This window comes from Slackia piriformis YIT 12062, assembly GCF_000296445.1.
Classification (GTDB): Bacteria; Actinomycetota; Coriobacteriia; order Coriobacteriales; family Eggerthellaceae; genus Slackia; species Slackia piriformis.
This window is the reverse complement of record NZ_JH815198.1, coordinates 1,498,108-1,523,147: the sequence shown is the minus strand read 5'-3', so window position 1 is coordinate 1,523,147 and position 25,040 is coordinate 1,498,108. Positions and strand designations below refer to the sequence as shown.

Annotated in this window: 25 protein-coding genes; 23 read left to right on the top strand and 2 right to left on the bottom strand. The window is 57.2% G+C overall.

What is annotated here, in order from left to right; all coding sequences use genetic code 11:
• Nucleotides 1–305 precede the first annotated feature (305 nt).
• From HMPREF9451_RS09985 to HMPREF9451_RS06690, 17 genes are all read left to right on the top strand, one after another.
• Nucleotides 306–944 (top strand): type II secretion system F family protein, encoded by a 639-nt coding sequence (locus HMPREF9451_RS09985; RefSeq protein ID WP_187364035.1) that lies wholly within the window; start codon nt 306–308, stop codon nt 942–944.
• A 45-nt stretch (nt 945–989) separates the two neighbouring features.
• Nucleotides 990–1,652 (top strand): type II secretion system F family protein, encoded by a 663-nt coding sequence (locus tag HMPREF9451_RS09475; RefSeq protein WP_083851862.1) that lies wholly within the window; start codon nt 990–992, stop codon nt 1,650–1,652.
• Nucleotides 1,653–1,681: 29 nt separating this feature from the next.
• Entirely contained in the window at nt 1,682–1,960 is a 279-nt protein-coding gene (locus tag HMPREF9451_RS06760; protein ID WP_009139558.1) for a class III signal peptide-containing protein, read from the top strand.
• 49 nt (nt 1,961–2,009) lie between these two features.
• Nucleotides 2,010–2,216: a hypothetical protein gene (locus tag HMPREF9451_RS06755; RefSeq protein ID WP_040626127.1), complete on the top strand. Its 207-nt coding sequence runs from the start codon at nt 2,010–2,012 to the stop codon at nt 2,214–2,216.
• A gap of 15 nt (nt 2,217–2,231) precedes the next feature.
• Entirely contained in the window at nt 2,232–2,738 is a 507-nt protein-coding gene (locus HMPREF9451_RS06750) for a TadE/TadG family type IV pilus assembly protein (protein WP_009139556.1), read from the top strand.
• Nucleotides 2,739–2,774: 36 nt separating this feature from the next.
• Complete coding sequence (locus HMPREF9451_RS06745) at nt 2,775–4,631, top strand: hypothetical protein (RefSeq protein ID WP_040626668.1); 1,857 nt, start codon at nt 2,775–2,777, stop codon at nt 4,629–4,631.
• A gap of 207 nt (nt 4,632–4,838) precedes the next feature.
• Entirely contained in the window at nt 4,839–5,219 is a 381-nt protein-coding gene (locus HMPREF9451_RS06740; protein ID WP_148508554.1) for a hypothetical protein, read from the top strand.
• Nucleotides 5,216–5,608, top strand: coding sequence for a hypothetical protein (locus HMPREF9451_RS09470; RefSeq protein ID WP_148508552.1), 393 nt, complete (start codon nt 5,216–5,218; stop codon nt 5,606–5,608). Before HMPREF9451_RS06740 ends, HMPREF9451_RS09470 begins: the two co-directional genes overlap by 4 nt.
• On the top strand, nt 5,586–6,263 hold the full coding sequence (locus HMPREF9451_RS09465; protein ID WP_009139552.1) for a hypothetical protein: 678 nt from the start codon (nt 5,586–5,588) through the stop codon (nt 6,261–6,263). Before HMPREF9451_RS09470 ends, HMPREF9451_RS09465 begins: the two co-directional genes overlap by 23 nt.
• A gap of 203 nt (nt 6,264–6,466) precedes the next feature.
• Nucleotides 6,467–6,871: a FeoA family protein gene (locus HMPREF9451_RS06725; protein ID WP_009139551.1), complete on the top strand. Its 405-nt coding sequence runs from the start codon at nt 6,467–6,469 to the stop codon at nt 6,869–6,871.
• Between the two features lie 164 nt (nt 6,872–7,035).
• Nucleotides 7,036–7,281, top strand: a complete 246-nt coding sequence (locus HMPREF9451_RS06720; protein ID WP_040626658.1) for a FeoA family protein — start codon at nt 7,036–7,038, stop codon at nt 7,279–7,281.
• A 147-nt stretch (nt 7,282–7,428) separates the two neighbouring features.
• Complete coding sequence (feoB, locus tag HMPREF9451_RS06715; protein WP_009139549.1) at nt 7,429–9,783, top strand: ferrous iron transporter B; 2,355 nt, start codon at nt 7,429–7,431, stop codon at nt 9,781–9,783.
• Between the two features lie 5 nt (nt 9,784–9,788).
• On the top strand, nt 9,789–10,034 hold the full coding sequence (locus tag HMPREF9451_RS06710) for a hypothetical protein (protein WP_009139548.1): 246 nt from the start codon (nt 9,789–9,791) through the stop codon (nt 10,032–10,034).
• A 193-nt stretch (nt 10,035–10,227) separates the two neighbouring features.
• Complete coding sequence (locus HMPREF9451_RS06705) at nt 10,228–10,662, top strand: metal-dependent transcriptional regulator (protein WP_009139547.1); 435 nt, start codon at nt 10,228–10,230, stop codon at nt 10,660–10,662.
• Nucleotides 10,663–10,879: 217 nt separating this feature from the next.
• On the top strand, nt 10,880–11,560 hold the full coding sequence (gene thyX / locus HMPREF9451_RS06700; RefSeq protein ID WP_009139546.1) for an FAD-dependent thymidylate synthase: 681 nt from the start codon (nt 10,880–10,882) through the stop codon (nt 11,558–11,560).
• Nucleotides 11,560–12,711: a DUF1385 domain-containing protein gene (locus tag HMPREF9451_RS06695; RefSeq protein WP_009139545.1), complete on the top strand. Its 1,152-nt coding sequence runs from the start codon at nt 11,560–11,562 to the stop codon at nt 12,709–12,711. The genes thyX and HMPREF9451_RS06695 overlap by 1 nt, the downstream gene beginning before the upstream one ends.
• 515 nt (nt 12,712–13,226) lie before the next feature.
• Nucleotides 13,227–14,522 carry a hypothetical protein gene (locus tag HMPREF9451_RS06690; RefSeq protein WP_009139543.1) on the top strand — a complete coding sequence of 432 codons (1,296 nt, stop codon included), beginning with the start codon at nt 13,227–13,229 and terminating at the stop codon, nt 14,520–14,522.
• Nucleotides 14,523–14,696: 174 nt separating this feature from the next.
• Here HMPREF9451_RS06690 and HMPREF9451_RS06685 read toward each other — a convergent pair whose 3' ends face one another.
• Complete coding sequence (locus HMPREF9451_RS06685; RefSeq protein ID WP_009139542.1) at nt 14,697–15,353, bottom strand: MBL fold metallo-hydrolase; 657 nt, start codon at nt 15,351–15,353, stop codon at nt 14,697–14,699.
• A 157-nt stretch (nt 15,354–15,510) separates the two neighbouring features.
• On the opposite strand from HMPREF9451_RS06685, the gene HMPREF9451_RS06680 reads away from it, so the two are divergent.
• Nucleotides 15,511–16,284: a DNA/RNA non-specific endonuclease gene (locus tag HMPREF9451_RS06680; protein ID WP_009139541.1), complete on the top strand. Its 774-nt coding sequence runs from the start codon at nt 15,511–15,513 to the stop codon at nt 16,282–16,284.
• Nucleotides 16,285–16,286: 2 nt separating this feature from the next.
• On the opposite strand, the gene HMPREF9451_RS06675 is transcribed toward HMPREF9451_RS06680, so the two are convergent.
• Entirely contained in the window at nt 16,287–17,048 is a 762-nt protein-coding gene (locus HMPREF9451_RS06675; RefSeq protein WP_009139540.1) for a mechanosensitive ion channel family protein, read from the bottom strand.
• 342 nt (nt 17,049–17,390) lie between these two features.
• Here HMPREF9451_RS06675 and rpsA point away from each other — a divergent pair, with 342 nt between their 5' ends.
• From rpsA to HMPREF9451_RS06640, 5 genes are all read left to right on the top strand, one after another.
• On the top strand, nt 17,391–18,581 hold the full coding sequence (gene rpsA, locus HMPREF9451_RS06670; protein WP_009139539.1) for a 30S ribosomal protein S1: 1,191 nt from the start codon (nt 17,391–17,393) through the stop codon (nt 18,579–18,581).
• An 843-nt stretch (nt 18,582–19,424) separates the two neighbouring features.
• Nucleotides 19,425–20,537: a tRNA 2-thiouridine(34) synthase MnmA gene (mnmA, locus tag HMPREF9451_RS06655; RefSeq protein WP_051001030.1), complete on the top strand. Its 1,113-nt coding sequence runs from the start codon at nt 19,425–19,427 to the stop codon at nt 20,535–20,537.
• Between the two features lie 158 nt (nt 20,538–20,695).
• Complete coding sequence (locus HMPREF9451_RS06650) at nt 20,696–21,727, top strand: 3-deoxy-7-phosphoheptulonate synthase (RefSeq protein WP_009139537.1); 1,032 nt, start codon at nt 20,696–20,698, stop codon at nt 21,725–21,727.
• Between the two features lie 72 nt (nt 21,728–21,799).
• Complete coding sequence (coaE, locus tag HMPREF9451_RS06645) at nt 21,800–22,390, top strand: dephospho-CoA kinase (protein ID WP_009139536.1); 591 nt, start codon at nt 21,800–21,802, stop codon at nt 22,388–22,390.
• Nucleotides 22,391–22,544: 154 nt separating this feature from the next.
• A complete protein-coding gene (locus tag HMPREF9451_RS06640; RefSeq protein WP_009139535.1) occupies nt 22,545–24,950 on the top strand; it encodes a glycoside hydrolase family 3 C-terminal domain-containing protein in 2,406 nt (801 codons plus the stop codon).
• Nucleotides 24,951–25,040: the final 90 nt, after the last annotated feature.

Below are 25,040 nucleotides of genomic sequence, written 5' to 3'. Positions count from 1 at the left end.
CCCTTTTGGGGAAAGGAATGTATGAAGGGGTCCATTTTGCTTTTTTGGCCTCGAAGGCCAACGAAGAGCGCTCAGACGCCCTTGAACGGGATGGGGCGGGGAGAACGCTTCGTCTCATGGCGCGACACTACGCTCGCAATGGAGTGCCGTCGCTTGTTCCCTTGGTTCGTTTTCTCGGGCGCGCTCGATGGCTGGAAAGGACGTTTTCAAATGCGGCCTCTTTTTTGAGGCGGCGGGGATGGGCGTCTGGGCCAGAGAGTGCGGGAACCCTTTTCGCGGCATCGTTTCTTTTCATGACGGCGGCCGTGTTTTTTACCGCACGCTCTTTCGTCGCGGCTCTGCTGGTTCCTTCGTGCGTGTTTCTTGCCGCCGCGGTTTACCTGTCCAGGGAACGCGTTCGCGAGCAAGACCTTCTCCGCGACCAGGTACCAGACGCCTTGAGGTGCATGGAAGCGTGCCTTCATGCGGGACTATCGCTGCCGCAGGCTTTTGCCGAGGTTGCCGAAGAGATGGAAGCGCCCGCGAAAGAGCTGTTTTCCCGCGTTTCTCGCGACCTTGACCTGGGATTTTCCGTCGAACAGTCGTTGTCTCGATTTCGGGATAGCTCCGAAATAGAAGAACTTGCGTTTGTGGCCATGGCGCTCGACGTGCAGTACGTATGCGGAGGGAACGCAAAACCGGTTCTGCAATCGGCGGAAGATTCCATTGCTCGGTCTCTCGATCTTCGGCGGCTGCTGCGAGTCCAAACGGCGCAAGCGCGTTTCTCGGCCCAGATTGTCAGCGTGATGCCCATGTTCTTGCTGGCAATCGTGTCCGTCGTGAGCCCCGGGTTTCTCAATCCGTTTTTCGAAAGCGCCGCGGGCCTTGCCCTACTCGTTGTTGCTGCGGGAATGCAGGTGGTGGGGATATTGCTGGTGAAGCGGACGCTGGAGATAGAGGTGTAACGAGAAGAACGGCTTGTCGATGAGGGGAGGTGGCGCGTGGCTTGGATGGTAATGGCGACCATAGGGGCATCGGCTTTCGGCTGGATTGTCTGCGCGGCAGTGCTTGAGAGGCTTGAGGAGAGAAAGCGTGTAGATAAGTTGGTGCACCTGTTGCCGGGAAATGACGACAACAGTCGCTTCGTGGAATCGACGCCGAAGGAAGCGGGCCGTTTCTCAAGAGTCTTGCGCGGGAAATCGGCCTTGTCCCAAAGACAGCGTACCAAGGAGCGCCTGGAGATTCAGAGGCATATTCCGGAAATGGTCGATGCTGTTGCGCTGGGGATGCGGGCGGGCCTTTCGTTCGAAAGCGCGTTCGAGCTGTATTGCGAGCGTTTCGACGATGTTTTGTCGCGCAAGTGCCGTCGGGCGCATGCATGTTGGGAAAGCGGCCTTGTTTCGCGCGATGCGGCCCTGCGAGCCTTGGCCGAAGAGGTAGACGTTCCGGTGATGACGAGGTTCGTGGGAAACGTTATTCGCTGTCTTCGCTATGGAAGTCCCATGTCGCGGGTTTTCGAATCGGTGGCAAGCGAGGCAAGAAGCTGCTATCGATCCCAGATGGAGGAGGTGGTGGCAAAGGCTCCGGTGAAGATGCTCATGCCGACGGCGGGCCTCATTCTTCCGGCCATGCTCATTGTTGTCATGGGCCCTGTGTTGTTGGAATTCGTATAGGTGGAATTCGACGGATCAAGGAGAAGACGATGGAAAACATGGTTGTTAACAAATGCTTTGCGGCGGGAAGCGAAGCGAACGGGCGCGCGCGAGGCGTTCGTGACGCGCTTGACCGCATGCGCGCACGCATGCGTTGTCGTGCAGCGAGAATGCACGGCTTTCTTGCGTGCAAGAAGGGGCAGGGTACGACGGAATACGCAATTCTGGTGGGCGTTTTGGTGGTGATAGCGATTGTCGCCATCACGTTGTTCCGTCCCAAAATCGAGGAGCTTTGGAATGCTATCGCGGATGGAATCAACGGTCTTTGAACGATTGTTCTTTCGGCGGAACGAGCAAGGGCCAGGTCCCTGCCGGCGCATGGGTTGCAATGTTGAGCAGCGTCGCTTTCGGCGAGAGGGGCAGGGAAGCGTCGAGTATGCGCTGGCAATCATTGCGTTTCTTGCCGTGGCGATCGCACTGGGAGTCTTGTGGCATTTCGTCTCGGAGGGAAACTTCGCGCAAGATGCGGCGGAGGCTTTGACCCATCGCATTCCCTGGGGTGTGTCCGACGTATTGTTGTTCTGATCATCGGAGGCTGATATGCGCGGAAGGGGAATTCGAAAGAGTTCGGATGCGGGCCAGGCTACGGTCGAGGCCGCCTTTTTGGCCCCTGTCGTTCTTCTGGGGGTCTTGATGCTCGTCCAGCCTGCGATTGTTCTTTACGACCGAATGGTCATGGAGTCGGCTGCGTTTGAGGCGTGTCGGCTTCTGAAGACGCTGCACCCTGACGACGCGAGCGCTTCTCGGGAATACATCGAGCGTCGTTTGGACGCAATTCCGCAGGTTGATGTGTTTCATGGGGGCGAGTGGGAAATCGAGGTCGAAGGGGGCGAGGGGTCTGAATACGTCCGCGTCCGTATCGAGCACGGATTGCGTCCGCTTCCGCTCGTGGGCGCGGCAATGGGGTTTCTCGGGCTTACGGACGGGACGGGGCTGTACCGCCAGAAAGTTCGTGCGGAAATGTCGCCGCACGACGATTGGCTCGTTGGTTCCGAATTCGGTGTAGATCCGTCTGCGTGGTCGAGCAGATGGGAAGAAAAGGCGTGAAGAAGGGAAGGGGGTGCCGACGTGACAAGGGGGCGCGTGAAAGAAAACGGGACAAGACGGTATCCGACCGAATGGTTTCGGGGCGAATCGGGGTATACGACGCTCGGGGCCGCTTGCGCGATTCTGGCGGCTTGCTCGCTCGCGTTTTTTTGCGCGTGGTTCTCGCGCAGCTATTCAAGAGCGGCAGGGGTTCAGGCGGTTGCCGACGCTGCCGCTCTTGCGGCGGAAAACGAAGTGGCCGAGTTCGTTATAGCCGTACGCGTTGCTGATGCGACATTGCTGAGCATGTCGTTGACGGGGCTTACGCTTGTTGGCGTCGGCACGATCTGCTGCTGCGTTCCGCCTGCCGCTTCGGCGGGGAAAACCCTGATAGACACCGGAACTCGAATTCTCGAGAAGCGCGACGACGTTGCCGAAACCGCCAGAAAGACGCTCTCGGCAATGCAGGATGCATTGCCTGCCGCCGCTCTTCTTCAGGCGGAGACCCTTGTGCAAGAAAATGCCGAAGAGCTTGGAGGCAACGCGGTGGCGTATGCGGAGCTTGTTCCTTCGACGGGGGAGGAGATATCCATAGGGGATGTTCAGTCCGCTCGTTTAGCCGCCGAGGAGGCGCAGGATAAAAGCGACCAGATTACCGAAGCGGCCCAAAAGGCGTCAGAGGCGCAAGATCGTGCTGACGAGGCCTTGAACGAAGGCTATCTGCACGATTGCGGAAACGCTCCGGGGTATTGCATGTACGAGCGGGCGGATAAGCTCGCAATGCTCCCGTCGTCTGAGAACCCGATGTTTCACAGCGTTAATACGTGGTCGTTCTCCGTCGCTCTCGAAAGAGCCAAGGCATACTACCGCTTCAGGTCCGTGCATGAAACGCCTGAAGGGGAAAGCCTGGAGGAGCAGGCAAAAAGCGCGCTGAGAGTTCGATTCTACGAATTCGCTTCCGCGGAGCTGGACAAGGGGTATGTGCGCGAAGGAGAGGGAAGTGCACCCGATATCGAGCTTCCCTTGTTGCCGTCGAATACGTCGGAGATGAAGGAAACCAGCCTTTATACCGAAGTCGCATATCCGGTTGCAAACGGGAATCTTCACGCTTGGAGCGGTTGCCCCGAAGCAGCGGGGTCTGGCGGCCTGGGCTCTCTTGCCCAGCAGGATGAAGGTTTGTACGGGGTGTGTCCGACATGCGATTTCGACGCGGTCTCGCTTGGGAAGGTTGCAGCCGCATCGACGTCGATAGAAAACGGCTTCGAATACCACTACGAAAAGGTGGCGAAAGCTGCTCGGGATTACGAAGAGGCGGCGGGAGAGGCTTTCGTCGCGGAGCATGAGGCCAAAGAAGGAGCGCAGGGAGTTTTCGACAAGATATCAGAGGCTCTTGGAGAGCTTGCGGGAAGCAGGATAGAGGCGTATCCGCCTGGAAGATTCGGCGCTTTAGCGGCGATTGCGTTCGATGCCGAAAAAGAAGGCGATGTCCCTTTCGTTTCCGTCGTGCAGCAGACGGGCTCGTTCGCTGCCGTCTCTGCGGCGGTTCTTGCCGAAGACCAGGAAGAAGACGTGCTTTCATCTCTTCTTGACGGCATTGCGGATGAAGTGGGCCCTCCTCTGTCGGACGCTGCTCCTGCGGTGCTGTCGCTTTGGAATTCCATGCTCGAGGCATACGCGGCAGGTACCGACGGATTGCTCGGCGCCGTGGAGAAGCTCATTGGCAGCATTCCGCTCATCGGGTCAACGGGCTTGGGTACGTGGGCGTCCGGCGCCTTGAAGGACGGAATCGAATCTGCGGGGCTTGAGCCTGCCAATACGTTGTCGGCGAAACCGTTCGTCTCGAATACCGTCCATGTCGCGCAGCGGGGGGACGGGGTCATCGCCCAGGCTATTCTTGCCGCAAAAGGAGGATGAGGCGGTTCTTGTCCAGTGGCGGGCGTCTTTCTATGCGTGATTCGCGAAAAGGGGATGTTCGAATGGGCTTGGAGCGTAGGCGGAGCGTCTTCGAAGATTGGGGGAGGCATGATGTCAATGGGCTGTTTGGCGCATGCGCGTGAACGGGTTTCGGTGGAGCAGGGGGCGGAGAAAATGCAGAGGCATCGGTGGCATTGTCGCGGTCAAATGGCCGTCGAGTGCGCTTTTGTCTTTCCGGTTGTGGCCGTTATTGCGTTCATTGTGGCGAATGCTCTGGTGTTTGCGGGGGATTGTGCGGCTTTCGACCAGATTGTGCGCGAGGCGGTTTGCATGCAGGCCGATGACGGGCGGGAAGACTCGGGAGCCACTGAAGTCAGGGCGCGCGTCGTAGAACGTCTGAATAAAGACCACATTGAAGTGAGTGTTGTGGCCGAAAACAGGGCTATGGGACATATCCGGTATAGGGCAACGGCATCGTACAGGCCTCCGTTTCTATCGGGGGCGACGGTGTTCGGGGCGCGAGTTCCGGCTTTGACGCACGAAATCGGTTTTACGGTGAGTCCGTATAGAAAAGGAGTGGTGGCGTGATGACTCGTAATAAGGAATTGATGCTGGATTGTCAGAGGGGTTTCGCAATCCTGACGGGCTTGTTTGAGCGGATGAGGGGGCTGAAAGACCCGGCGCTTCGGGCGGGAACGACGGTCGTTCTTGCGCCCTGCCGCGACATCCACACTGTGGGCATGGCCGAGGCTGTCGATGTCGCCTTCGTCGATAAGGGAGGGGTCGTCGTGGGCGTTCATCGAAGCGTTCCTCCCGGGAGGCGCTTGAGGTGCATTCGCGCGAAGCTGACAATCGAAAGGGCGTCAAGGCCAGGAAAATGGTACGAAATAGGTGATAGGGCGCTTGCCCTTCCGTCATCGGAGTCTTTAGAACAGGGGTTGGAAGGAGAAGACCATGAAAATATGTCCGACCTGTAGCGCCCGTTGTTTTGATGATATGGAGCTTTGCTACGGGTGTCTTCATGATTTCAGCAAGCATTTCGCCGCTGCAGCGACGAACGGCCAGGCCGCTGCGGCAGCAAGCGACCAGAAAGGCTCGTTTTTCGAACGAGATCGGGATACCGAGCAAGACTTGGATATAGAGGAGCGCCTCGAATTCGATTGCGCGCCTGACCGAAGAACGGGAATCGAGAAGTCATGCGACGATTCGGGTCGTCTGCTGGATAGACGCGCGCTGCCATCTCCGCTGGAAGAGCGCGTCAAAAGTGGGGAAGGTTCGATCGGCGAATCGGCGGAGGAGGCCTCAGGGTTAGGGAAAGAGAGAAGGGAGGTAACGATAAGGATAGAACTCGATTCTGGCAAGGCATGCTCGGGCCGCAATGCGGAAACGAGTTGCGGGTTTTTGCGGCATGCCGTGGGAATCCCCATGCTGACCGTCGTCGGGAAAACCGATGAGGAAAGCGAATGGGTTGCGCGAGACGGTGTCGCGAAAAATAAGGATGGTGTCGCTGTTGTTGGGGCGAGCGACGGTCGAGAGGCGGATCTCGTTTCGTTCGAAGGGTGTTCTGGCGAGGGCGGCCCTGCATCGGGGCAAGAGCGTGCTGCATGCTGCGTCACTATTTCTGTCGCATAGTCTTTCAGAATTGTTCCTGGGTGCCGCCCTGCGTTTCGGAGCTCCCGTTTCCCTTCGCTTTCGGCGCCGCACCCTCAGCGGTTCCTGCAAGACGGTGTCGTATTAAGGATTCATTAAAAGTTACTCTAGGCTTTCTTTTCTTCCGATGAAGTGGTACAGTGTCGTATTGTTATCTTCGTCTTACATTAGGAAGTGAAAGAAACATGGGAATTGCTGCCGCGAGAAATGCCATTTTCTCCCTGCGCGCCTCAAAGCCGAGGTTTCGTGCGGATGCGGAATCGAAAGAGGCGTCCGGTCCGGTTTCTCGGCGCCCAGAAGCATCTGCGGACGTTTTGGATCTTTCCTCCGAGCGGGGCGAAGAACGGGCTGTTGGGCGCAAGGCGGCGTCTTCGCTGCCGCTCGCATTCGTGGGTGCGGGCAATAAGGCCCGAATCGAGAAGGTATGCGGAAGCGAGCAAATGCATCACCACCTGGAAAACCTTGGCTTTGTCGAGGGTGCTTTCGTAAAGGTTGTGAGCGAGACGGCGGGAAATCTCATCGTCGAGGTCAAAGGGGCGCAGGTCGCTTTGGACCGTCATGTGGCGCTGAAGATAAAGATGTCTCTCTAGCGCGGAGGGGCGCTGCGTTTGACGAGTTGGGAATCGACGATTACCGAGAGCGATTGTTTTTCACGGAAACGGACGCGCTGCGTTTGTTTGAGGCGCGAAGGTGTTTTGGATGCGGTTGGTAGAAGGGTTGCATGAGCGGCCCGCACGAAAAGAAGGGAACGAAGATGGAGCAGGGACAGACGATGACGTTGCGCGACGTGCCGGTTGGCGAACGCGCCCGTGTGAAGAAGCTTTCGGGGGAAGGCGCCGTCAAACGCCACATCATGGATATGGGAATCACGAAGGGCGTTGAAGTCTTCGTTCGAAAGGTTGCTCCGCTGGGCGATCCGCTGGAGGTCACCGTGCGGGGGTATGAGTTGTCGCTTCGGAAAAGCGAGGCGGAGAACGTGCTTGTAGAGCGTATCGCGTAGAGGGCGTATCGCATAGCGTTTTCACTTTCGGGTTTATTGGCGGATGCATATTTCGTAGAAAGCACATTCGCCGACCCGCTAGCCACGGATGTGGCATTTTTTCAAGACATAAGTTAGCTAAGAGCAACTTAAAGAAAGGGACAAAGCATGCAGATACGAATAGCGCTTGCGGGCAATCCCAATTGCGGCAAGACCACCATGTTCAACGTTTTGACGGGGTCGGCTCAGTATGTCGGCAATTGGCCGGGTGTGACGGTGGAGAAGAAGGAAGGGTATTGCAAGGGCGACAAAAGCATCGTCATCACCGACCTGCCCGGCGTGTACTCCCTCTCTCCGTATTCTCCCGAGGAAATAGTGAGTAGGGATTACCTGATCGAGGAACGCCCCGATGTCATTGTCAATCTGGTGGATGCAACGAACCTTGAACGCAACCTGTATTTGACCACGCAGATAGTCAACCTGGGCTTGCCCGTTGTCGTCGCCCTGAACATGTCTGATCTTGTGAAGAAAAACGGCAATGTCGTCTATCCAGAGAAGCTTTCCGAACAGCTTGGATGTCCTGTTGTGGAAACGAGTGCGCTGAAAAACGAAGGTTTGGAGCACTTAGTCGACGTCGCCGTTTCCCTTGCAAAGGAAAAGCGGCCTGCGACCCCGTCCTTCTCCTTTGATGCAGAAGTAGAGGATGCTCTGAGCGAAATCGAGGAATGCATCGGGGAGTTCTCTCCCAAACATTTGCTTCGTTGGAATGCCATCAAGGTTTTCGAGGGAGAAGAGCGAACGATCGATGCGCTTTCGCTTCCGCCCGATGCGCTCGATCGCGTTTCGAAGGTCAGAACTCTTGCCGAAGAGCATTTCGACGATGACGCGGAAAGCATCATGACCTCGGAGCGCTACGACGCCATAGCTCATATTGTCGACGGCGCCCTGAAGAAATCTGCGAAAGGTATGACGCTGACGCAGAAGATCGATCGCGTGGTTACAAACCGTTGGCTCGGATTGCCCATTTTCGTTCTGGTGATGACGCTCGTGTATTACCTTGCCGTATCCGTGGGAGGCGGCGTTGTGACCGATTGGGCCAATGACGGCATTTCGGGTGATGGATGGCTTTATACGGGCGGCGCCGCATACGAGGAGGCGGTCGCCTCGTGGGAGGAAAGCATCGCGGAGGCCGAGGCGGCTGGTGACGGCGCCCTTGTCGACCAGCTGTCGGAGGAAGAGCCCGACCCCTCGGCATTCGGTTTGTGGATTCCCGGCTTAACGCCGATCGTTTCGGGTGCGCTCGAGTCCATAGGGTGCGCAGCCTGGCTGCAGAGCCTTGTCGTTGACGGCATCGTGGCCGGTGTCGGCGCTGTTATTGGCTTCATTCCCCAGATGGTCATCCTCTTCGTGATGCTGTCCTTCCTCGAGGGGTGCGGTTACATGGCGCGCGTCGCCTTCATTATGGATCGCATTTTCCGCAAATTCGGACTTTCCGGCAAAAGCTTTATCCCCATGCTTATCGCATCGGGCTGCGGTGTTCCCGCCGTCATGGCCACCAAGACCATCGAAAACGAGAAAGACCGCCGTATGACCATCATGACCACCACGATGATTCCGTGCGGCGCGAAGCTTCCCATCATCGCTCTTGTCTTCGGTGCTTTGGCCGGTCAGGTTTCCGATGACGTGTGGTGGGTCGCGCCGATGTTCTACTTCATGGGCGTCGCCGCCATCATTGTTTCGGGAATCATGCTGCGCAAGACGAGGATGTTTGCTGGAGAGGCGACCCCGTTCATCATGGAGCTGCCCCAGTATCACCTTCCTACGGTTCGCTCGGTATTGATGGCCATGTGGGAGCGCGTCCGCAGCTACATCATCAAAGCCGGTACGATCATCTTCCTGTCCACGATTGTCATTTGGTTCCTGATGAATTTCGGCTTCTACGAGGGTTCTTTCACCCTGCTTGATTCCGAGATGGACGATTACATCCAGTACAGCTTCATGGCGATGCTTGGAAGCATTCTGGCTCCGCTTTTCGCGCCTCTCGGATTCGGCGATTGGCAATCTGTTGCCACGTCGGTCACGGGGCTTGTCGCTAAAGAGAACGTCGTCGCTACGGTAGGCATCATTACCAGCCTCGGGGACGCGGGCGAGGCCGACCCCGGCATGTGGGAGGCGTTCGGCGCCATGATGGGCGGTAGCGCCCCGGCGATTATGGCGTTCTGCGCGTTCAACCTGCTGTGCGCTCCGTGCTTTGCCGCCATCGGCACCATTCGTCGCCAGATGGCGTCTGCCAAATGGACCTGGTTCGCCATCGGGTACATGACCGTGTTCGCGTATGCTGTTGCTCTGATGATTTATCAGTTCGGGATGTTCTTCTCCACGGGCAGCTTTACCGTCGCTACGGCATTCGCTGTAATTGTTCTGGCGGGCATGTTATTCCAGATTTTCAGGCCCATGCCGCGCTTCGAGGATAAGCGCCAGAAGAACGACCGCCTTGTTTTCGCTTATGGAAAGGAGCAGTGAACCTCGTGAACGTGTCTACCGCTTTGGTTCTAGCCGTCGTTATTGCGTGCGTGTGTCTTTCCATCCGTTCCTTTCGCAAGAAAGGCATGTGCGGATGTAAAGAGCACTGTTCAGGCTCGTGCGGATCGGGTTCGTGCTCGGCATGCGCCTCCGCTTCGCATTCGGCGTCTTCTTCCGAATCGTGCCCCGCGTACTCCATGGTCGAGGCCATGAAGCGCGACGTGGAGGGCGACTCGAAGATCTTGTCGTAGATTTCAGACGAACCGTTTCGGTTCGCCCGCGATTCGGATTCGTTCGGAGCAATTTTGCGATGCGCGCTTTGTCTGCGCAGCCGGTTCGCAATTCGTGAGCCCGCCTCCCGTCTATTGGGAAGCGGGCTTTTTCGTGCAATGTGATATGGTGTAGCGAACGAACCGTGTATCGATCCTGAGAGCGAGGCCCCCAATGTCTGAAGCGAAAACGATGACCGTCTTGGAGTCTCGTAGTGAAACGCTGAGCCATTCGCTTGAGGATTACCTCGAGGCCATGGTCGATTTGACGGAGGCGACAGGCTCTTCCGTTCGCGCCGTCGACGTGGCGAACAAGCTGGGTGTTTCGAAGGCGTCGGTTTCGAAGGCCATATCGAACCTTAAGGAAAAAGGCTACGTGGAGCAGCCCTATTATGGCGATATAACCTTGACGGAAAAGGGCCGCTCTTATGGCGAGGCCTTATGGCGTCGCCACAACCTGCTGTATCGTTTTCTTGCGGAAATCGTCGGCATAGACCAGCAAACGGCGAATTACGAAGCGTGTCAGATGGAGCATGCTATCAGCGAGGATTCGTTCGAAAAATGGGAGAAGTACTTTTCCTCTGTTGGCATCGAGTCCAAGAAGGCGTAGGGCCTGTTCCGTTCGCCGAAAGGCGCCGTGGCTCGGGCGTTTTTCGAGAGCGCTCGATGAAGGCCTCTGATGGTTTGAGCTGTGGAGCGGCCCGCTTTCGCGTTGAATGCGAAAGCGGGCCGACGTGTCTTTTGCGGAAACGTTGCGAGCCGTCTTTCCCCTCGGCTTTCGTGGGCTATCATGATGCGAAAACCCGATGAGAACAGGAGTCGTATCTATGCAGGTAGAACTTCTTTACCATACTCCCGATCCCGAGCGCGCCATTGCCACGGCGGCGCGTCTGTGCTATGCCCCCGTCGGCGCATCCGAACTCATGGAGACCATGCCTCCCGAAAGAATTCAGAGCGTGCTCTCTACCATTATGAAGAGCGGTCATTTTTCGACGCTTGAGCATGTAAGCTACACGTTTGCGATCGACGGCGTCTCCCGCGCGATGACGCATCAGCTGGTGCGTCACAGGTTGGCAAGCTTCAATCAGCAGTCGCAGCGCTATGTGAAGTTCAAGGACGGGCTGAATACGATAAAGCCGGCAAGCGTCGCCGAAAACGAAGAGGCGAGCGCGCTGTTCGACGAGGCTGTGGACGCTGCGGTCGAAGCGTACCAGAAGCTTCTTGATGCCGGCGTTCCCGCCGAGGATGCGCGCTATCTGCTTCCCAACGCTGCCGAGACGAAGATCGTGGTCACCATGAACGTGCGCGAGCTCCTTCATTTCTTCGAGCTGCGCTGCTGCAATCGCGCCCAATGGGAAATCCGCGAACTTGCCCACAAGATGCTCGAGCTGGTTCGCCCTACGGCCCCCTATGTGTTTTTTGACGCCGGCCCGTCGTGCGTGCGCGGTGCTTGCAGCGAAGGCAAGATGACCTGCGGAAGACCGTACCCGAAAGCGGTGCGTTCGTAGTGAGGAAAAGCGAAACGAAGCGCGCCTTCTCCGAAGACGGCGCGCATAAGACCCATGTGGGCGGTCAAGCTCTGATTGAAGGCGTGATGATGCGCGGCAAGTACAACTGGGCTGCCGCCGTGCGCGAGCCGAGCGGCTCGATCTACGTCGAGGAGCACGACCTTGCAAGCGGTAAGAAAAAGAACGGCTGGCTGTACTGGCCCATCGTTCGCGGATGCCGCGCGTTCGTGGAGAGCTTGGTTCTAGGCTACAAGGCTCTCGAAATTGCCGCGCTCCACGCGTTTAACGACGACGCCGTGCCCGACTCTTCGGAGGATGAGCCGTCGCGGCGTCAAGTTCAGGATGGCGAAGACCGCCTGGAGCTTTCTGCAGAAGGCGAGGCGTCGTCTCGTTCCCGGGTTTCTGCTGATGATAGCCGTAACGTCGCATCGCAAGATGCGACGTCCGAAGACGCTGCCCTCGAGTTCGGCAAGAAGGAAATGGCCGTTTCCATGGTGCTCGGCCTAGTGCTCGGCGTGGTGCTCTTCATTGTCGCTCCGGCGCTCATAGCCAATTTCATCGTGGGGGAGTATGACAGCAACACGCTTGCTTGGAATATCGTAGACGGCATCGTGCGCGTGGCCATTTTCGTGTTCTACATATGGCTGATCGGTCGTATGGAGGACATCAAGCGCATGTTCGGCTATCACGGTGCGGAGCATAAGACCATCCATTGCTTCGAGCACGGCCTTGCGCTTACGCCGGAAAACGCAAGAAGCTTCCCTCGTCTTCATGTGCGGTGCGGCACGGCGTTTCTTATCATGGTCATGATTATTGCCATCCTGGTCTACACAATCACGCCCCTCAATGCGCTTATCGCGGCATGGGGCGTGCCCGACGGCCCTGTCAAACTTGCTCTTGTCATCGCAGTGCGCATCGCCTTGATGCCGGTGATTGCTGGAATCAGCTATGAGATTACGGTGAAGTGGGCGGGCAGCCATCCAGAAAACCCCCTGGTCAAGGTTATTCTGTGGCCTGGTATGCAGATGCAGAAGCTTACGACGCGTGAGCCTGATGACGGTCAGATCGAATGCGCAATCGCCGCTATGCGCAAGGTTCTTGAGCGTGAAGACGCCGAAGCGGCGAAAGAAACAAACGCGTTGGCTGGATAGCGCCGAAGGACGGCGGACGGCAAACCTTTGATGGCTTGTGGACTGTCCCCCGTGTTAACGATGCTGCTGTGGTCGCATACGCTTGCTCAAGGCCCTTGGCATGCTTTCGATATGCGAGAAGCCCCTCGATCCGTGTGTCGCTTCGGATCGAGGGGCTTCTGCTTACCGGGCTTGCGCCTGGGTTTTAAGGAGGCGAATTAGCGCAGCGTTACCGGCCAGCAGGAATTATTTCCTTCGAGGCCCATGGCTTCCAGAATGTGGAAAAACGCCGATTCGTGATGGGTGTTGGTGGTGCTTGACTTCATATCTTTCTCCTTCTTGGGAGCTAGCTTGTCTCTGCACCTCTTCACTATACCCTCCTCATTTCTTATATCAATATCTAAAAAATTGATAAGTACTATAATTTAATTTGATAATGCTTCTAATGGAGATTGATAGTACATTATGAAGATATGCGCTGATGAGCGTTTGTTTTCGAGCTATGGCCTTGGGGAAGTGGTCGATAGGGGGAAGCAATGGAGGAGCGACCGCAATGCGCAAAAGAAGACATCTTGGCGCTTATGGACGATGAGAGACTTCGTCGCCTGAGGTCCGCGGCCGATGTCGGCTTGCTGCTTTACGAAGATTTAGACGACTATGAACTTCCCGAAGGCTACGACAAAGAAAGCATGTGGAGGCTTTTAAGCGCGATTCGCAAACAGGCGGCCGTGTTTCTGCCCGATGATCCCTACCGATCGGCCGATTGCTGGTTCGTTACCACGACTTCGCTTGCCCTCGATTCGAAGATGCTCGAGATTCGCTGCAAAACGGGCTATCCGCTCGATAGAGATATCGATGCCCTCAAGGGCTCTCCTTTTTTGACGCGTTCGATCGAAAGAACGCTTGCCCGCGCCCTCGAAGCCGAAGGGGCGCTTGTCTCAGACGAGCGAATCCACGATATTTTCGCCGGCAGACGAACTCCCCGCTCTCCGCTTGACCGTGTTATCAGCAACTATATCGAAATCAGCAGCAATGCCGACGAGCTTGCCATGAGAGAGATTACCTACGGCCTTATCGAGACGATTTATTACCGACTCATAGAGGGCGTTGACGTGGAGAATATTCCGCGTCGCGAAAAAGTCTGTCCGCTCGATGAGCGGATTCAGCCTCCCGATAGCGCCTCATGCATCGATGCCATATGCCGCAGGGCTCGGATGGGAAACGAAGGGGAGATGAGGTTCGGTCCCATCCAGCGCATCATCAGCATAACGTGGTACTTCTGGAACTTCGACATATTCCCGTGCCTGAACTCCCTCGTCGGAGTGCTCCTGCGAAACGTCATTGCCATCAAATGGGGGTATCCCGTGCTGAGCTGGGTTCCGGTTGGGTACTATCCGTTCGGAGACCTTAACACCCCCCTGATGGAGTCCGTCTTTAAAAGCTGGTCGGTCGACTACGGCTTCGGATTCGACTTCACGTCGTATTTCATTATGTACACGAGGTTCTACCTCAAAGAGGTCGATCGTTTGGAGAAGACGCTCTACCAGCTTAAGAACCTGAACGACCGTATTGGTGCCATGTTCGATTTCCCTATGAACGACCGGCAAAAATCGATCATCTCGGCGCTTTGCAAGGAGCCGAATGCGGCATTGCGCATAGGCCCGCATCAGCGTACGTTTGCCGTTGCCTATGCAACGGCTCGCGCGGATTTTCTTGACCTAGAGCGTCATGGGTGCCTGGTGAGAGAGCACGAGGGGAAGGCATTTGTCTTCAAGGCCTGCCCCGCTTTGCGTGAATCCGTCATTCATCTCGGAGAGGCCGCCACGGAATAGCGCGTGTCAAAGGCCGTGCGTTGTCTGACCCGTTGCGTTCTGAAGGCTTTGCGCGTTCGGTGGATTGTCACGCGTGTTGCTGAGTTTGGCGCGCGTACTGCCGGTCCCAGTGCATTTGTCTGGCGCGCTGTCGGTTCCGTCGATTCGCCGGTCCAAGGCCGGCCGACGCCTTTTTTACCAGTTCTCTTTATTCGGAAGCGAACGGCCGTGTCCGAAGTGGATGGTTGCTTCCCCGAACGACGCGATGCGTTGCGCGCTTGTCCTGGCGTCTTCACCGTTGCCGTAGAACATGGCGCTTGACGGGTAGACCAGATTCATAAGCGCATCTCCCACGAAAAGGGCGGGGTGTCCCGATTGTCCCTGCGTTACGAATCCTATGGAGCCTTTCGTATGGCCCGGAAGTTCGATGACATAGATGTCGGGAAAGCCGAAGTCCACGAGGGTCGTGCCTTCTTCGAGGAATTTTGCCGGGCGGAAATCCTCTATCGTCTCGTTTTCGAATCCGCGTTGCGAGACCGAGAGAACAGCCCTGCCTATGGCGGTGTCGGCCTGCATGGCCTCGGCGCAATTGTCCTGGATAAGGGGGAGGTCTTTTTCACTCATCACGATGGGGACGTTGAGTTCGTTCGAGAGGAAAGCAGCGTTTTGCGCATGATCGTAATGTCCGTGCGTAAGCGCTATGGCGCGCATGTCGAAATTGCGGCATGCTTCAAGAATGCGGTCGCGGTAGGCGCTTTTTCCGGTGTCTACGAGCACCGCTTCACCGTTGCGATGGATTAAAAAGCAGTTGGCGCTGCCGGCTTTCATGAGTTCGATATGGCATGGCTCCATGCGCAGCCCCCGTTCCTGTGTGCATGCATATAAGGCTACTATGCGATTTCGAAGAGTTCAAGGCACGGTTCGGGGCGGGTTTGGCTACCATGCCGCTTTGACTGTATCGAGATATTCGGCCGTCGCATCCGGCGGGGGCGGTATGGATGGGAGAATCATGAGAAAGCTTTTTGCGGATCGCGCTCGCGGTCTGGCTTCGTTGTTTGCAGGCATTGTTCTTGCGGCCGCCTTATCGTGCGCGGGGTGTACATTTCTTGAAGAAGCGGCTTCTTCTCGGGAATCTCCCGTGTCCCTTGAGACAACGGTGCCGGAATCGGAAGCTCTCGATTCCGCGGCATATGCTTCGAGCGGTATAACCTTTGAAGAGGTGAACGGAAACGTCCCTTCGTTCAACGAAGCGGACGTCGCCTATGCTCGGGAAAACGAAGGATTCGAATATTACGCACCCCTCGATTGGCAGGGTCGATGCACGGGTGCGGTTGCGTGCTTGGGTGAAGAGACCATGCCCAAGAAAGGAGAGAAGCGCGGCAGCATTAGCAGCATTCATCCAAGCGGGTGGCATTCGGTCCGCTATGGGTTCATTGACGGGGAGTCCCTGTACAACAGGTCGCACCTTATCGCCTGGAAGCTCGGAAGCGAAAACGCGAACGATCGCAATTTGGTGACGGGGACGCGCTTCATGAACGCCGAGGGGATGCTGCCTTTTGAAGAGGAGGTCATTCGTTATATCGAGCGCACGGGAAACCACGTTCTCTACAGGGTGGTGCCTGTCTTCAGCGAAGACGAGCTGCTTTGCCGAGGGGTCCAAATGGAGGCGTTTTCCATCGAAGACGGCGGCGAGGGTGTCTCGTTCAACGTGTTCTGCCCCAATGTGCAGCCTGGCATATCAATTGATTACGCTACGGGCGACAACGAATTGGACTATCGGTAGAGCTAGCGAGTGATAGGGGCGATGGCCCTGACAACCGCGTCTACGGCCGAGCCTGCCAGGCTTCCGTCCTCGATGCGCATGATTATCTTGCCTTTGAACCCGTATTCGGTTACCTCGGAGAAAAAGATCTTGGGATCTTGGGTGATGGGGGATATTTTCGCGGCGGCGTCTTTGGCGGCTACGAGCAGGTCGGCCTTGACGTCGTCCATGGGTCGTTCGCTCGTGACGGCGAAAGGAATGCTGATCTGGTTTACCGGGGGGAGCTGGACCAGGGACGTCTTGGATATAATCGAATTGGGAATGATGACGGTTTCGCCTCGCGCGTTGGTGATGGTGGTATGGCGCCAACTTACATCCTGCACAACGCCGGTTTCCGTTCCCACCTCGATGTTGTCTCCCGGCTTCACGATGCGCATGATGGTCATCTGCACGCCGCCGATGAGGTTCGACAGCGTGTCTTGGAAGCCGAGGGAAATGGCGATGCCGCCTACGCCAAGGGCGGTCACGAGTGCGTTGGGGTTGATGCCGAAGCAAGAGTCGAGGATGGTGCTGCCGCCTATGATCCAGATGACGGCGCGTACGATGTTCACGAAAATGCTGCTTGAGGGCAGGGGGTTATCGTCTCGGTTGAGAAAAGCGCGCAGTCCTTTGGCGACGATGTGCGATACGGCGGCCGTGACGGCGGCCAGGGCAACAGCCCAGAAGATGTCCCTCACCCATTCCTGGGAGATGAATTCGACAACGTGTGCGAAAAGCTCATCCATGGCGTTCCCTTCGGTTTGGCATTGCGAACGAGGCGTTGGTCGGCAGAATATCACGCCTTAGCGGCAGGGGCGTGAATCCGCTTTTTCTACATGCTCTTTTAAACAAGGTAACTTTTAGAAACCAAGACCCCTTTTAGATTTCTTGCAAAAACCGTGAAATGGCTTATGAGGGCATATTTTTCAGCAGGTCGATACGTGCTCTGTGATACAATGCAACAGCTTGTCAGCGACGGTTGGCGAGCCCCGTCTCGAATAGGCGAGCGGGTAGATAACTGTAGGCCCCCGAGACATGTTGATTTAACCACCATGACGAAGGGTCCCCGTGCTTGAAAGGGGTCCGTTTTGACCGAAATCAAGAACACGTCCGTCATCGACTTCGAGGACATCTCCGACGACCAGATGAACGAGATGATCGATGGCACCCTGACCAACTTCGACGAAGGCGACCTGGTCAAGGGCACTGTCGTGAAGCTCGAGCATGACGAAGTTCTGCTCGACATCGGGTTCAAGAGCGAAGGCGTCATTCCTTCCCGCGAACTCTCCATCCGCAAGGATGCCGATCCTTCCGATATCGTTGCTCTCGGCGACGAAATCGAAGCTCTGGTGCTGCAGAAGGAAGACAAAGACGGTCGTCTGATCCTGTCCAAGAAGCGTGCTGAGTACGAGCGCGCCTGGATTCAGGTCGAAGAGAAGTTCAAGGCTGGCGAAGTTGTCACCGGCGAGGTCATCGAAGTCGTCAAGGGCGGCCTCATCCTCGACATCGGTCTGCGCGGCTTCCTGCCTGCATCCTTGGTCGACCTTCGTCGCGTCAAGGATCTGGATATGTACCTCGGCACCGAAATCGAAGCACGCGTCATCGAGATGGACCGCAACCGCAACAACGTTGTTCTTTCTCGTCGCGTTCTCCTCGAAGAGGGCCGCAAGAACGAGCGTGCAGAGATTCTTTCCAAGCTCGCCAAGGGCATGCGCCTCAAGGGCACCGTTTCCTCCATCGTCGACTTCGGTGCATTCGTTGACCTGGGCGGCATCGACGGTCTGGTTCACATCTCCGAGCTTTCTTGGAACCATGTCAACCATCCCTCCGAGGTCGTTAAAGTCGGCGACGAGGTTGAGGTTGAGGTTCTCGACGTCGACCTGCAGCGCGAGCGCATCTCTCTCGGCTTGAAGCAGACCACCGAGGATCCCTGGCTGAAGCTCGTCGAGTCCTATCCCGTGGGCTCCATCGTTGACGGCAAGGTCACCAAGATCGTTCCCTTCGGTGCGTTCATCGAGCTCGGCAACAACGTCGAGGGTCTGGTTCACATCTCCGAGATGGCTGCCAAGCACATCGACACCCCGGCTCAGGTCGTCAAGGTCGGCCAGGAAGTCAAGGTCAAGGTCATGGAGATCAACCCCGACCGTCGTCGCATCAGCCTGTCCATGAAGGCTGCTGCCGATGAGCTCGGCTTCGAGATCGAAGTTGACGAGACCATCCAGGCTCCCGAGCCCCGTCAGCCCAAGAAGAAGGCTGAGAAGGCTGCTGACGCTGAATAGCAAAGCATTGCCTGACTGATGCGTTTCGGCGCATCGGTTCTTTATGCGAAATATCGCACTTGAAAGCGACCCCTTCGGGGGTCGCTTTTTATGTGGGGCTGCGTTGCGAAGAGCACGCTGCGCCCCCCCGAAGGGGTCGCCTTGCGTGGCGAAGGGCGCACCGCGCCTCCGGGGAAGCAGCCTTGCGTTGCGAAGAGCACGCTGTGTCTCCGAGGATGGCGTCTTGTGTCGCGCGCTGCGTCCGTAAGTTTGTCGCCTTGCGTCGTCGACCGCATGCTGCATCCTCGAAGCCATCGCTTTGTGCGACGAAGGGGGGTCGCTATGCTATTTCGTCGTTTCGTGCACCGTCCGTGGCAGTATCGACGAAATAGCATGCCCTCGCGCCGCATTTTCGGGCCCGGGGAAATTCATTGCCTTTCTGACCTGGAGTTTTGAAACAGCCGCTGTCGGAATCCATGGCTCATCCATGCTATTTCGTAAAAACTGCCAAAACGCGTGCGCAAACGAACGAGATAGTATAGATGAAGGGTCGAAGGCAGATGAAATGCCTCATCCGGGGGGGCGAAGGTCGCGTCGGAGAGACGAAGCGGACGAAATGTCGCGTCGGAGGGACTGAATCGAGTGAAAGATTGCATGGAGGGACTGAAGCGGACGAGGTGCCGCGTCCGGGGGAGGTCGCGTGGAGCGACGAAGCAGGCGAGATGCTGCGCCCAGGGGCTCGTGGCCGGGCGGCGCGAGCGCGGAGGCTTGCCTGCATGCAAAAGAATCGCGGCCGATTGATGGTTTCGAATAAAAATCGCTATCGCACGCTAAAGCGACGATTATTCGTCTAAAATGGCGCCCATGATTTCGTTTGAAGAACATACAGAATTACACCCAGGTGCGCGTGTCGTCCTGGGGATGAGCGGCGGCGTCGATTCGTCTGTTGCGGCGCGCTTGCTTATGGATGCGGGGCTGGAGGTAATCGGCGTTACGTGCGTGTTCGTTGACGACGATGCCTCTCGCAAGGCAATCGAAGACGCTCGCTGCGTTGCCGAAATGCTGGGAATCCAGCACGAGGTGAAAGATTGCACAGCGGTTTTTTCATGTCAGGTAATAGACGCGTTCGTGAGCGAATACGCTGCAGGTCGCACGCCGAGCCCATGCGTTGTCTGCAATAGAACGTGCAAGATTCCCGCGCTTATAGAGGCGGCCGACAGCCTCGGATGCGATTTTGTGGCAACAGGTCATTATGCCAACGTCGTGCGCCGTCGGGGCCGTTTTGCCATTGCTCATGCGGCGTACGAACCGAAAGACCAGTCGTACATGCTTGCCCTGCTTGCTCAAGACCAGCTCAAACGTCTCTTGCTTCCCTTGGGCGCTTTCGAGGAGGGCAAGACGGCTGTTCGGGCGTTGGCGAGAGAATGGGGACTTCCCGTAGCGTCGAAGTCGGACAGCCAGGACATATGCTTCATTCATGGTTCTCACCTGGACTTTCTTGCAGATAGGGGATTGGCTGAAGAACCTGGTCGCATTGTTTCATTGGACGGTAGGGTTCTCGGCCGTCACGAGGGGCTGCATCGTTACACCATCGGCCAGCGCAAGGGTCTCAATATCGGCGGAGCCCCCGAGCCGTATTACGTCGTTGAAAAGCGGCCCCATGCTAACGAATTGGTTGTGGCGTTTGCTTCGGAGGCGATGATTGGTTCCGCGTGTGTTTCCCATATGGTGTGGCAGTCGGTTGCGCCGGAAGAAAACGCGCGGCGCTGTGATGAACAGGGATCTTTCTCGTGTTCGGTCAAGCTGAGGTACCGCCAAGCGGCTGTTCCGTGTCGCCTTGCTCTTGGCACACCTGACTCCGTGCGTGTCGTGCTTGATAGCCCCCAAGCCACCACTGCGCCAGGGCAGTATGCCGTGTTCTATGACGAAGGGGTTGTGATTGGCGGCGGCGTTATAGAGCAGACTATGCGCGATTGAGGTTTGGCCCGTGAGGGCGAAACGGCGCTTTAGGTGCCCGGTTGGCGGAGTCGAAGCGGGATGCTTGACGCGGTCGAGGCGGCCCGGCGAAGCGGCATCTTGGCAAACTGATGTGAGGACATCAATGCGGCTAGGCGCTTTGAGGAGAGGACGAACAAATGGGAATGAAGGTCAACAGGATTTTGCCCGAGCCGTCGGAGCTGAAGGCGGAATACCCCCTGTCAAGCGATTTGGCGGCTCTCAAGGCTCGCCGCGACGCCGAGATTCGTGATGTGTTCACGGGCGAGTCCGACAAGTTCATCGTTATCATCGGCCCTTGCTCCGCCGATAACGAAGATTCCGTATGCGAATATGTAAGCAGGCTTGGCGCCTTGGCCCCGCTTGTTTCCGACAAACTCATTCTCATCCCCCGTATTTACACGAACAAGCCCCGTACGACGGGCGTGGGCTACAAAGGAATGCTTCACCAGCCCGACCCCGAAGCCGCTCCTGACCTGTTGGAGGGCATCAGGGCTATTCGTCGCATGCATATTGGCGCCATGGAAGAAAGCGGATTGACGGCGGCGGATGAGATGCTGTATCCGGAAAACCGCACTTATCTGGATGATGTTCTTTCGTATGAAGCCGTAGGAGCTCGTTCTGTCGAAAACCAGCAGCATCGTCTGACGGCTTCGGGCATGGATACGCCTGTCGGTATGAAGAACCCCACAAGCGGCGATCTTTCCGTCATGCTGAACTCCGTTGTTGCCGCCCAAAGCCCGCAGCAGTTCATCTATCGCACGCAGGACGTGTCTACCGACGGCAACCCGCTTGCGCACGCCATCCTTCGCGGCGGTGTGGACAAATACGGAACCACCATCCCCAACTATCATTACGAAGACTGCATGCGCTTATGGGAGATGTACCAAAAGCAGGGCTTGGCCAATCCTGCCGTTATCATCGATGCAAACCATTCGAATTCCGGAAAACAGTTCAAGGAGCAGATTCGCATCGTGGGCGAGATTACCCATACACGCAAACACAGCGCCGATCTGCGCAAGCTCATCAAAGGCGTGATGATTGAAAGCTATCTGGTGGAAGGGCGCCAGAACATAAGCGATAACATGACCTACGGCCAATCTATCACCGACCCGTGCATTGGGTGGGATGACACGGTGCGTCTCATTCGCGAAATCGCGGAGCGTTGCTAGCACAATCGCTTGCCGACGCAGGTCGGAGCTTCGTCGCGTCAGAAGGGTGCGTCGTGGGCAAGGGGGCAGGATATGAAGAAGATTGTTTTAATCGGCGGAATAGGATCGGGAAAGTCTAGCGTATGCGAGGCGCTTGAGCGTCTTGGGGCGGGCGTGGTGAAGCTTGACGATATAGGTCATGAGGTGTTGTCGTTCCCGGCAACCAAGGCGGCGTTGCGCCAAGCGTTCGGCAATGCGATTTTCGATGACGGGGGAGATGTCGTGCGTTCTCGTCTTGCCGCCGCCGCCTTCGATTCGGCCGAGCATACGCAACTGCTCAATTCGATTACGCATCCTGCCATTATGGACGAGTGCTTCCGACGCGTGGACATGCTGGGAGAGGCGCATGATATCGTCGTTGTGGAGGTTACATCGGGCGAGATGACGCGCGAGGCGTTTTCATGGGCCGATGCGGTTGTTGCGGTGAGCGCTCCCGAAGAAGTGCGTCTTGCTCGCGCGTGCGCTCGGGGCGGACAAAGCGAATCCGATGTTCGTGCGCGTATGGCGCAGCAGCCAAGTGATGAGCAGCGGGCGTCCATTGCTGATTACGTAATCGACAACGGCGGATCTGTTCAGCAGATGGACCATGCGGTTCAGACTGTATGGAGCGCTCTCGCACGCTGATTGGAAGTTTCGTGCGTGATTTCTCTCCGTTCGGCAACGTCTGCGCGATTTGGGTTTTCTCAAGATGGTCGCGTATACAATGCCTCCAGAGTCGTTTTCGGAAAAATCGACGTGCATGCCCATAGTGCGCAGCGGCATGCGGAACGGGGTCAGCATGGATGTCGCAAGCGTTGTGTCTTCTTTGACGACGGCTGAGAAAGCGTCGCTTCTAGCGGGCGCTTCTCATTGGAAAACGAATCCCTTGGAAGATCGCGGGGTTTCCTCCGTGGTGTTTTCCGACGGCCCCCATGGCTTGCGAAAGCAGGAAAACGGTTCCGACCACTTGGGCATTCATAAAAGCAACCCTGCGACGTGCTTTCCTACGGCGAGCGCTTTGGCCTGTTCGTTCGACGAAGCGTTGATCGAAGAGGTCGGTGCGGCTATTGGCGAAGAAGCCCGCGACCAGAAGGTCGATGTGGTGTTGGGTCCGGGCGTCAACATGAAGCGCAGCCCCTTATGCGGCCGCAATTTCGAGTATTTCAGCGAAGACCCGTTGCTTTCGGGCGCGCTTGGCTCGGCTATGGTACGCGGCATCCAGAGTCGCGGCGTGGGGGCGTGCGTGAAGCATCTGGCGGGAAACAACCAAGAGCATGCACGCATGATTGGCGATTCCGTCATCGATGAGAGGGCTTTGCGCGAAATCTACCTTGCGCCGTTCGAGCGCGTGGTGCGCGAGGCGAGGCCGTGGGCGGTCATGACGGGCTACAACCGTCTTAACGGCGTGTACTGCTCACAGCATCCGTGGCTTTTGCGCGACGTACTGCGTGGCGAGTGGGGCTTTGATGGGGCCGTGGTGTCGGATTGGGGCGCTATGAGCGAAAGCGTCGCATCGGTTGCGGCGGGGCTTGACGTGTGCATGCCGGGTCCGCGAGCGGACCACTCCCAAGCGGTTGAAGAGGCCGTCTTATCGGGAAGTCTTTCCCTCGACGCCCTTGACGAAGCGGCCTGCCGTGTAGTTGGCCTGGAACAAAAAGCCCGGCGGGGAAGAGCCCTTCCTTTCGAATGCGATTATGCGCGCCATGCTGAAATAGCCTATCGTGCCGCAAGTGAAAGCGCCGTCCTGCTCGAGAATGACGGCATCCTGCCGCTTCAGGGCACGGAGAAGGTGGCTGTCATAGGGGCGTTCGCTCTGCTTCCGCGCTATCAGGGGGCGGGCTCTTCGAAGATCGACCCTGCTCGCCTAGACGATCCATGGAGCGCGTTTCTTGATGCGGGCATCGACATGGGGTACGCCCAGGGCTACGATGCTGCATCGGGCGATTCTTCCGAAGAGCTGCTTGACGAAGCGGCCGCGCTGGCGGCGCAAAACGACGTTGCGGTGGTATTCGCGGGGCTTCCCGACCGGTTCGAATCCGAGGGCTTCGATCGCAAGCTCATGGTGATGCCGAAAGGCCATGTTTCTCTTATCGAGCGTGTTTGCGCGGCCAATTCGAAAACCGTTGTGGTTTTGCAGGGCGGATCGCCCATGGAAATGCCGTGGCGCACGAAACCCGCGGCAATTCTTCTGATGTATCTATCGGGATGCCGCGGTGGCCATGCGACGGTCGATATCCTGACCGGACGGGTGAATCCAAGTGGGAAGCTTGCCGAAACCTGGCCCGAGCATTTGCAAGACACGGCGCTCGGGCGAAGTTTTCCCGATACCGACAGGGAGGTCTTGTATCGCGAGAGCATCTATACAGGCTATCGGTATTTCGATGCGGCGGGCGTCGAACCTGCGTATCCGTTTGGTTTCGGCAGGTCATACACATCGTTCTCCTATAGCGATCCGACTGTGTCGTTCATCGAGGGCGGTATCGAGGCATCGTGCACGGTGGCGAACACGGGTGCGTGCGAAGGTGCGGAAACGGTGCAGCTGTACGTGGAACCTTGCGCGCGTACGACATTCGGGGAGAGGCGTCGGTTGGTTGCGTTCTCGAAAGCGAAGCTTGCGCCCGGTGAAAGTGTGCGTGTTTCCATGTGCGTCGACGAACGCGCGTTTCGCTTGTGGGATACGCACGAGCATCGCTGGCGCATCGACGAAGGCTGCTACGACGTTTTATTCTGCGCCTCCAGTCGCGATGTGCGCCTGACGTGCGATGTTTTTCTTGGTGCGGGCGAGGGCCAAAGTCCGTTTCCCGTCGATTCTGCGCGTTCTTGCGCGCCCAAGCACAAGGCGACTGCGTCGTATTACGAAGTTGTGCCAGGAGGGTTTTCCGATGCGGCCTTCGCGGCGCTTTACGGCGCTCCGCTTCCGCCGCGAAGGCCGGTGAAGCCTTTCACGCCCGATTCTCCCGTGAGCGATCTTGGCACGACGTTTCTCGGACGGCAGGCGTTTCGTATCGTTGATTTCCTGATGGCAGGGCAGTCGAAGCACATGAGCGACGATATGAAGGCCATGATGGACGAGATGGCGGCCGATATGCCGTTGCGTTCATTCACGTCTGCGGGTGTTCCGTTCGGCGTTGTGGAAGGATTGGTTGACGTTTTGAACGGGCATTGGGCAAAGGGTCTTGCGCGCGTCTTGAACATGGGTCGATGAGGCTTTGCTAAAAAAGCGTCCTGAAACGCGGTTTGCTGTCCACGCTTTAGGAATTGTCTTTTTGCGGACCTGCGCCGCGGCTGCCGGTGG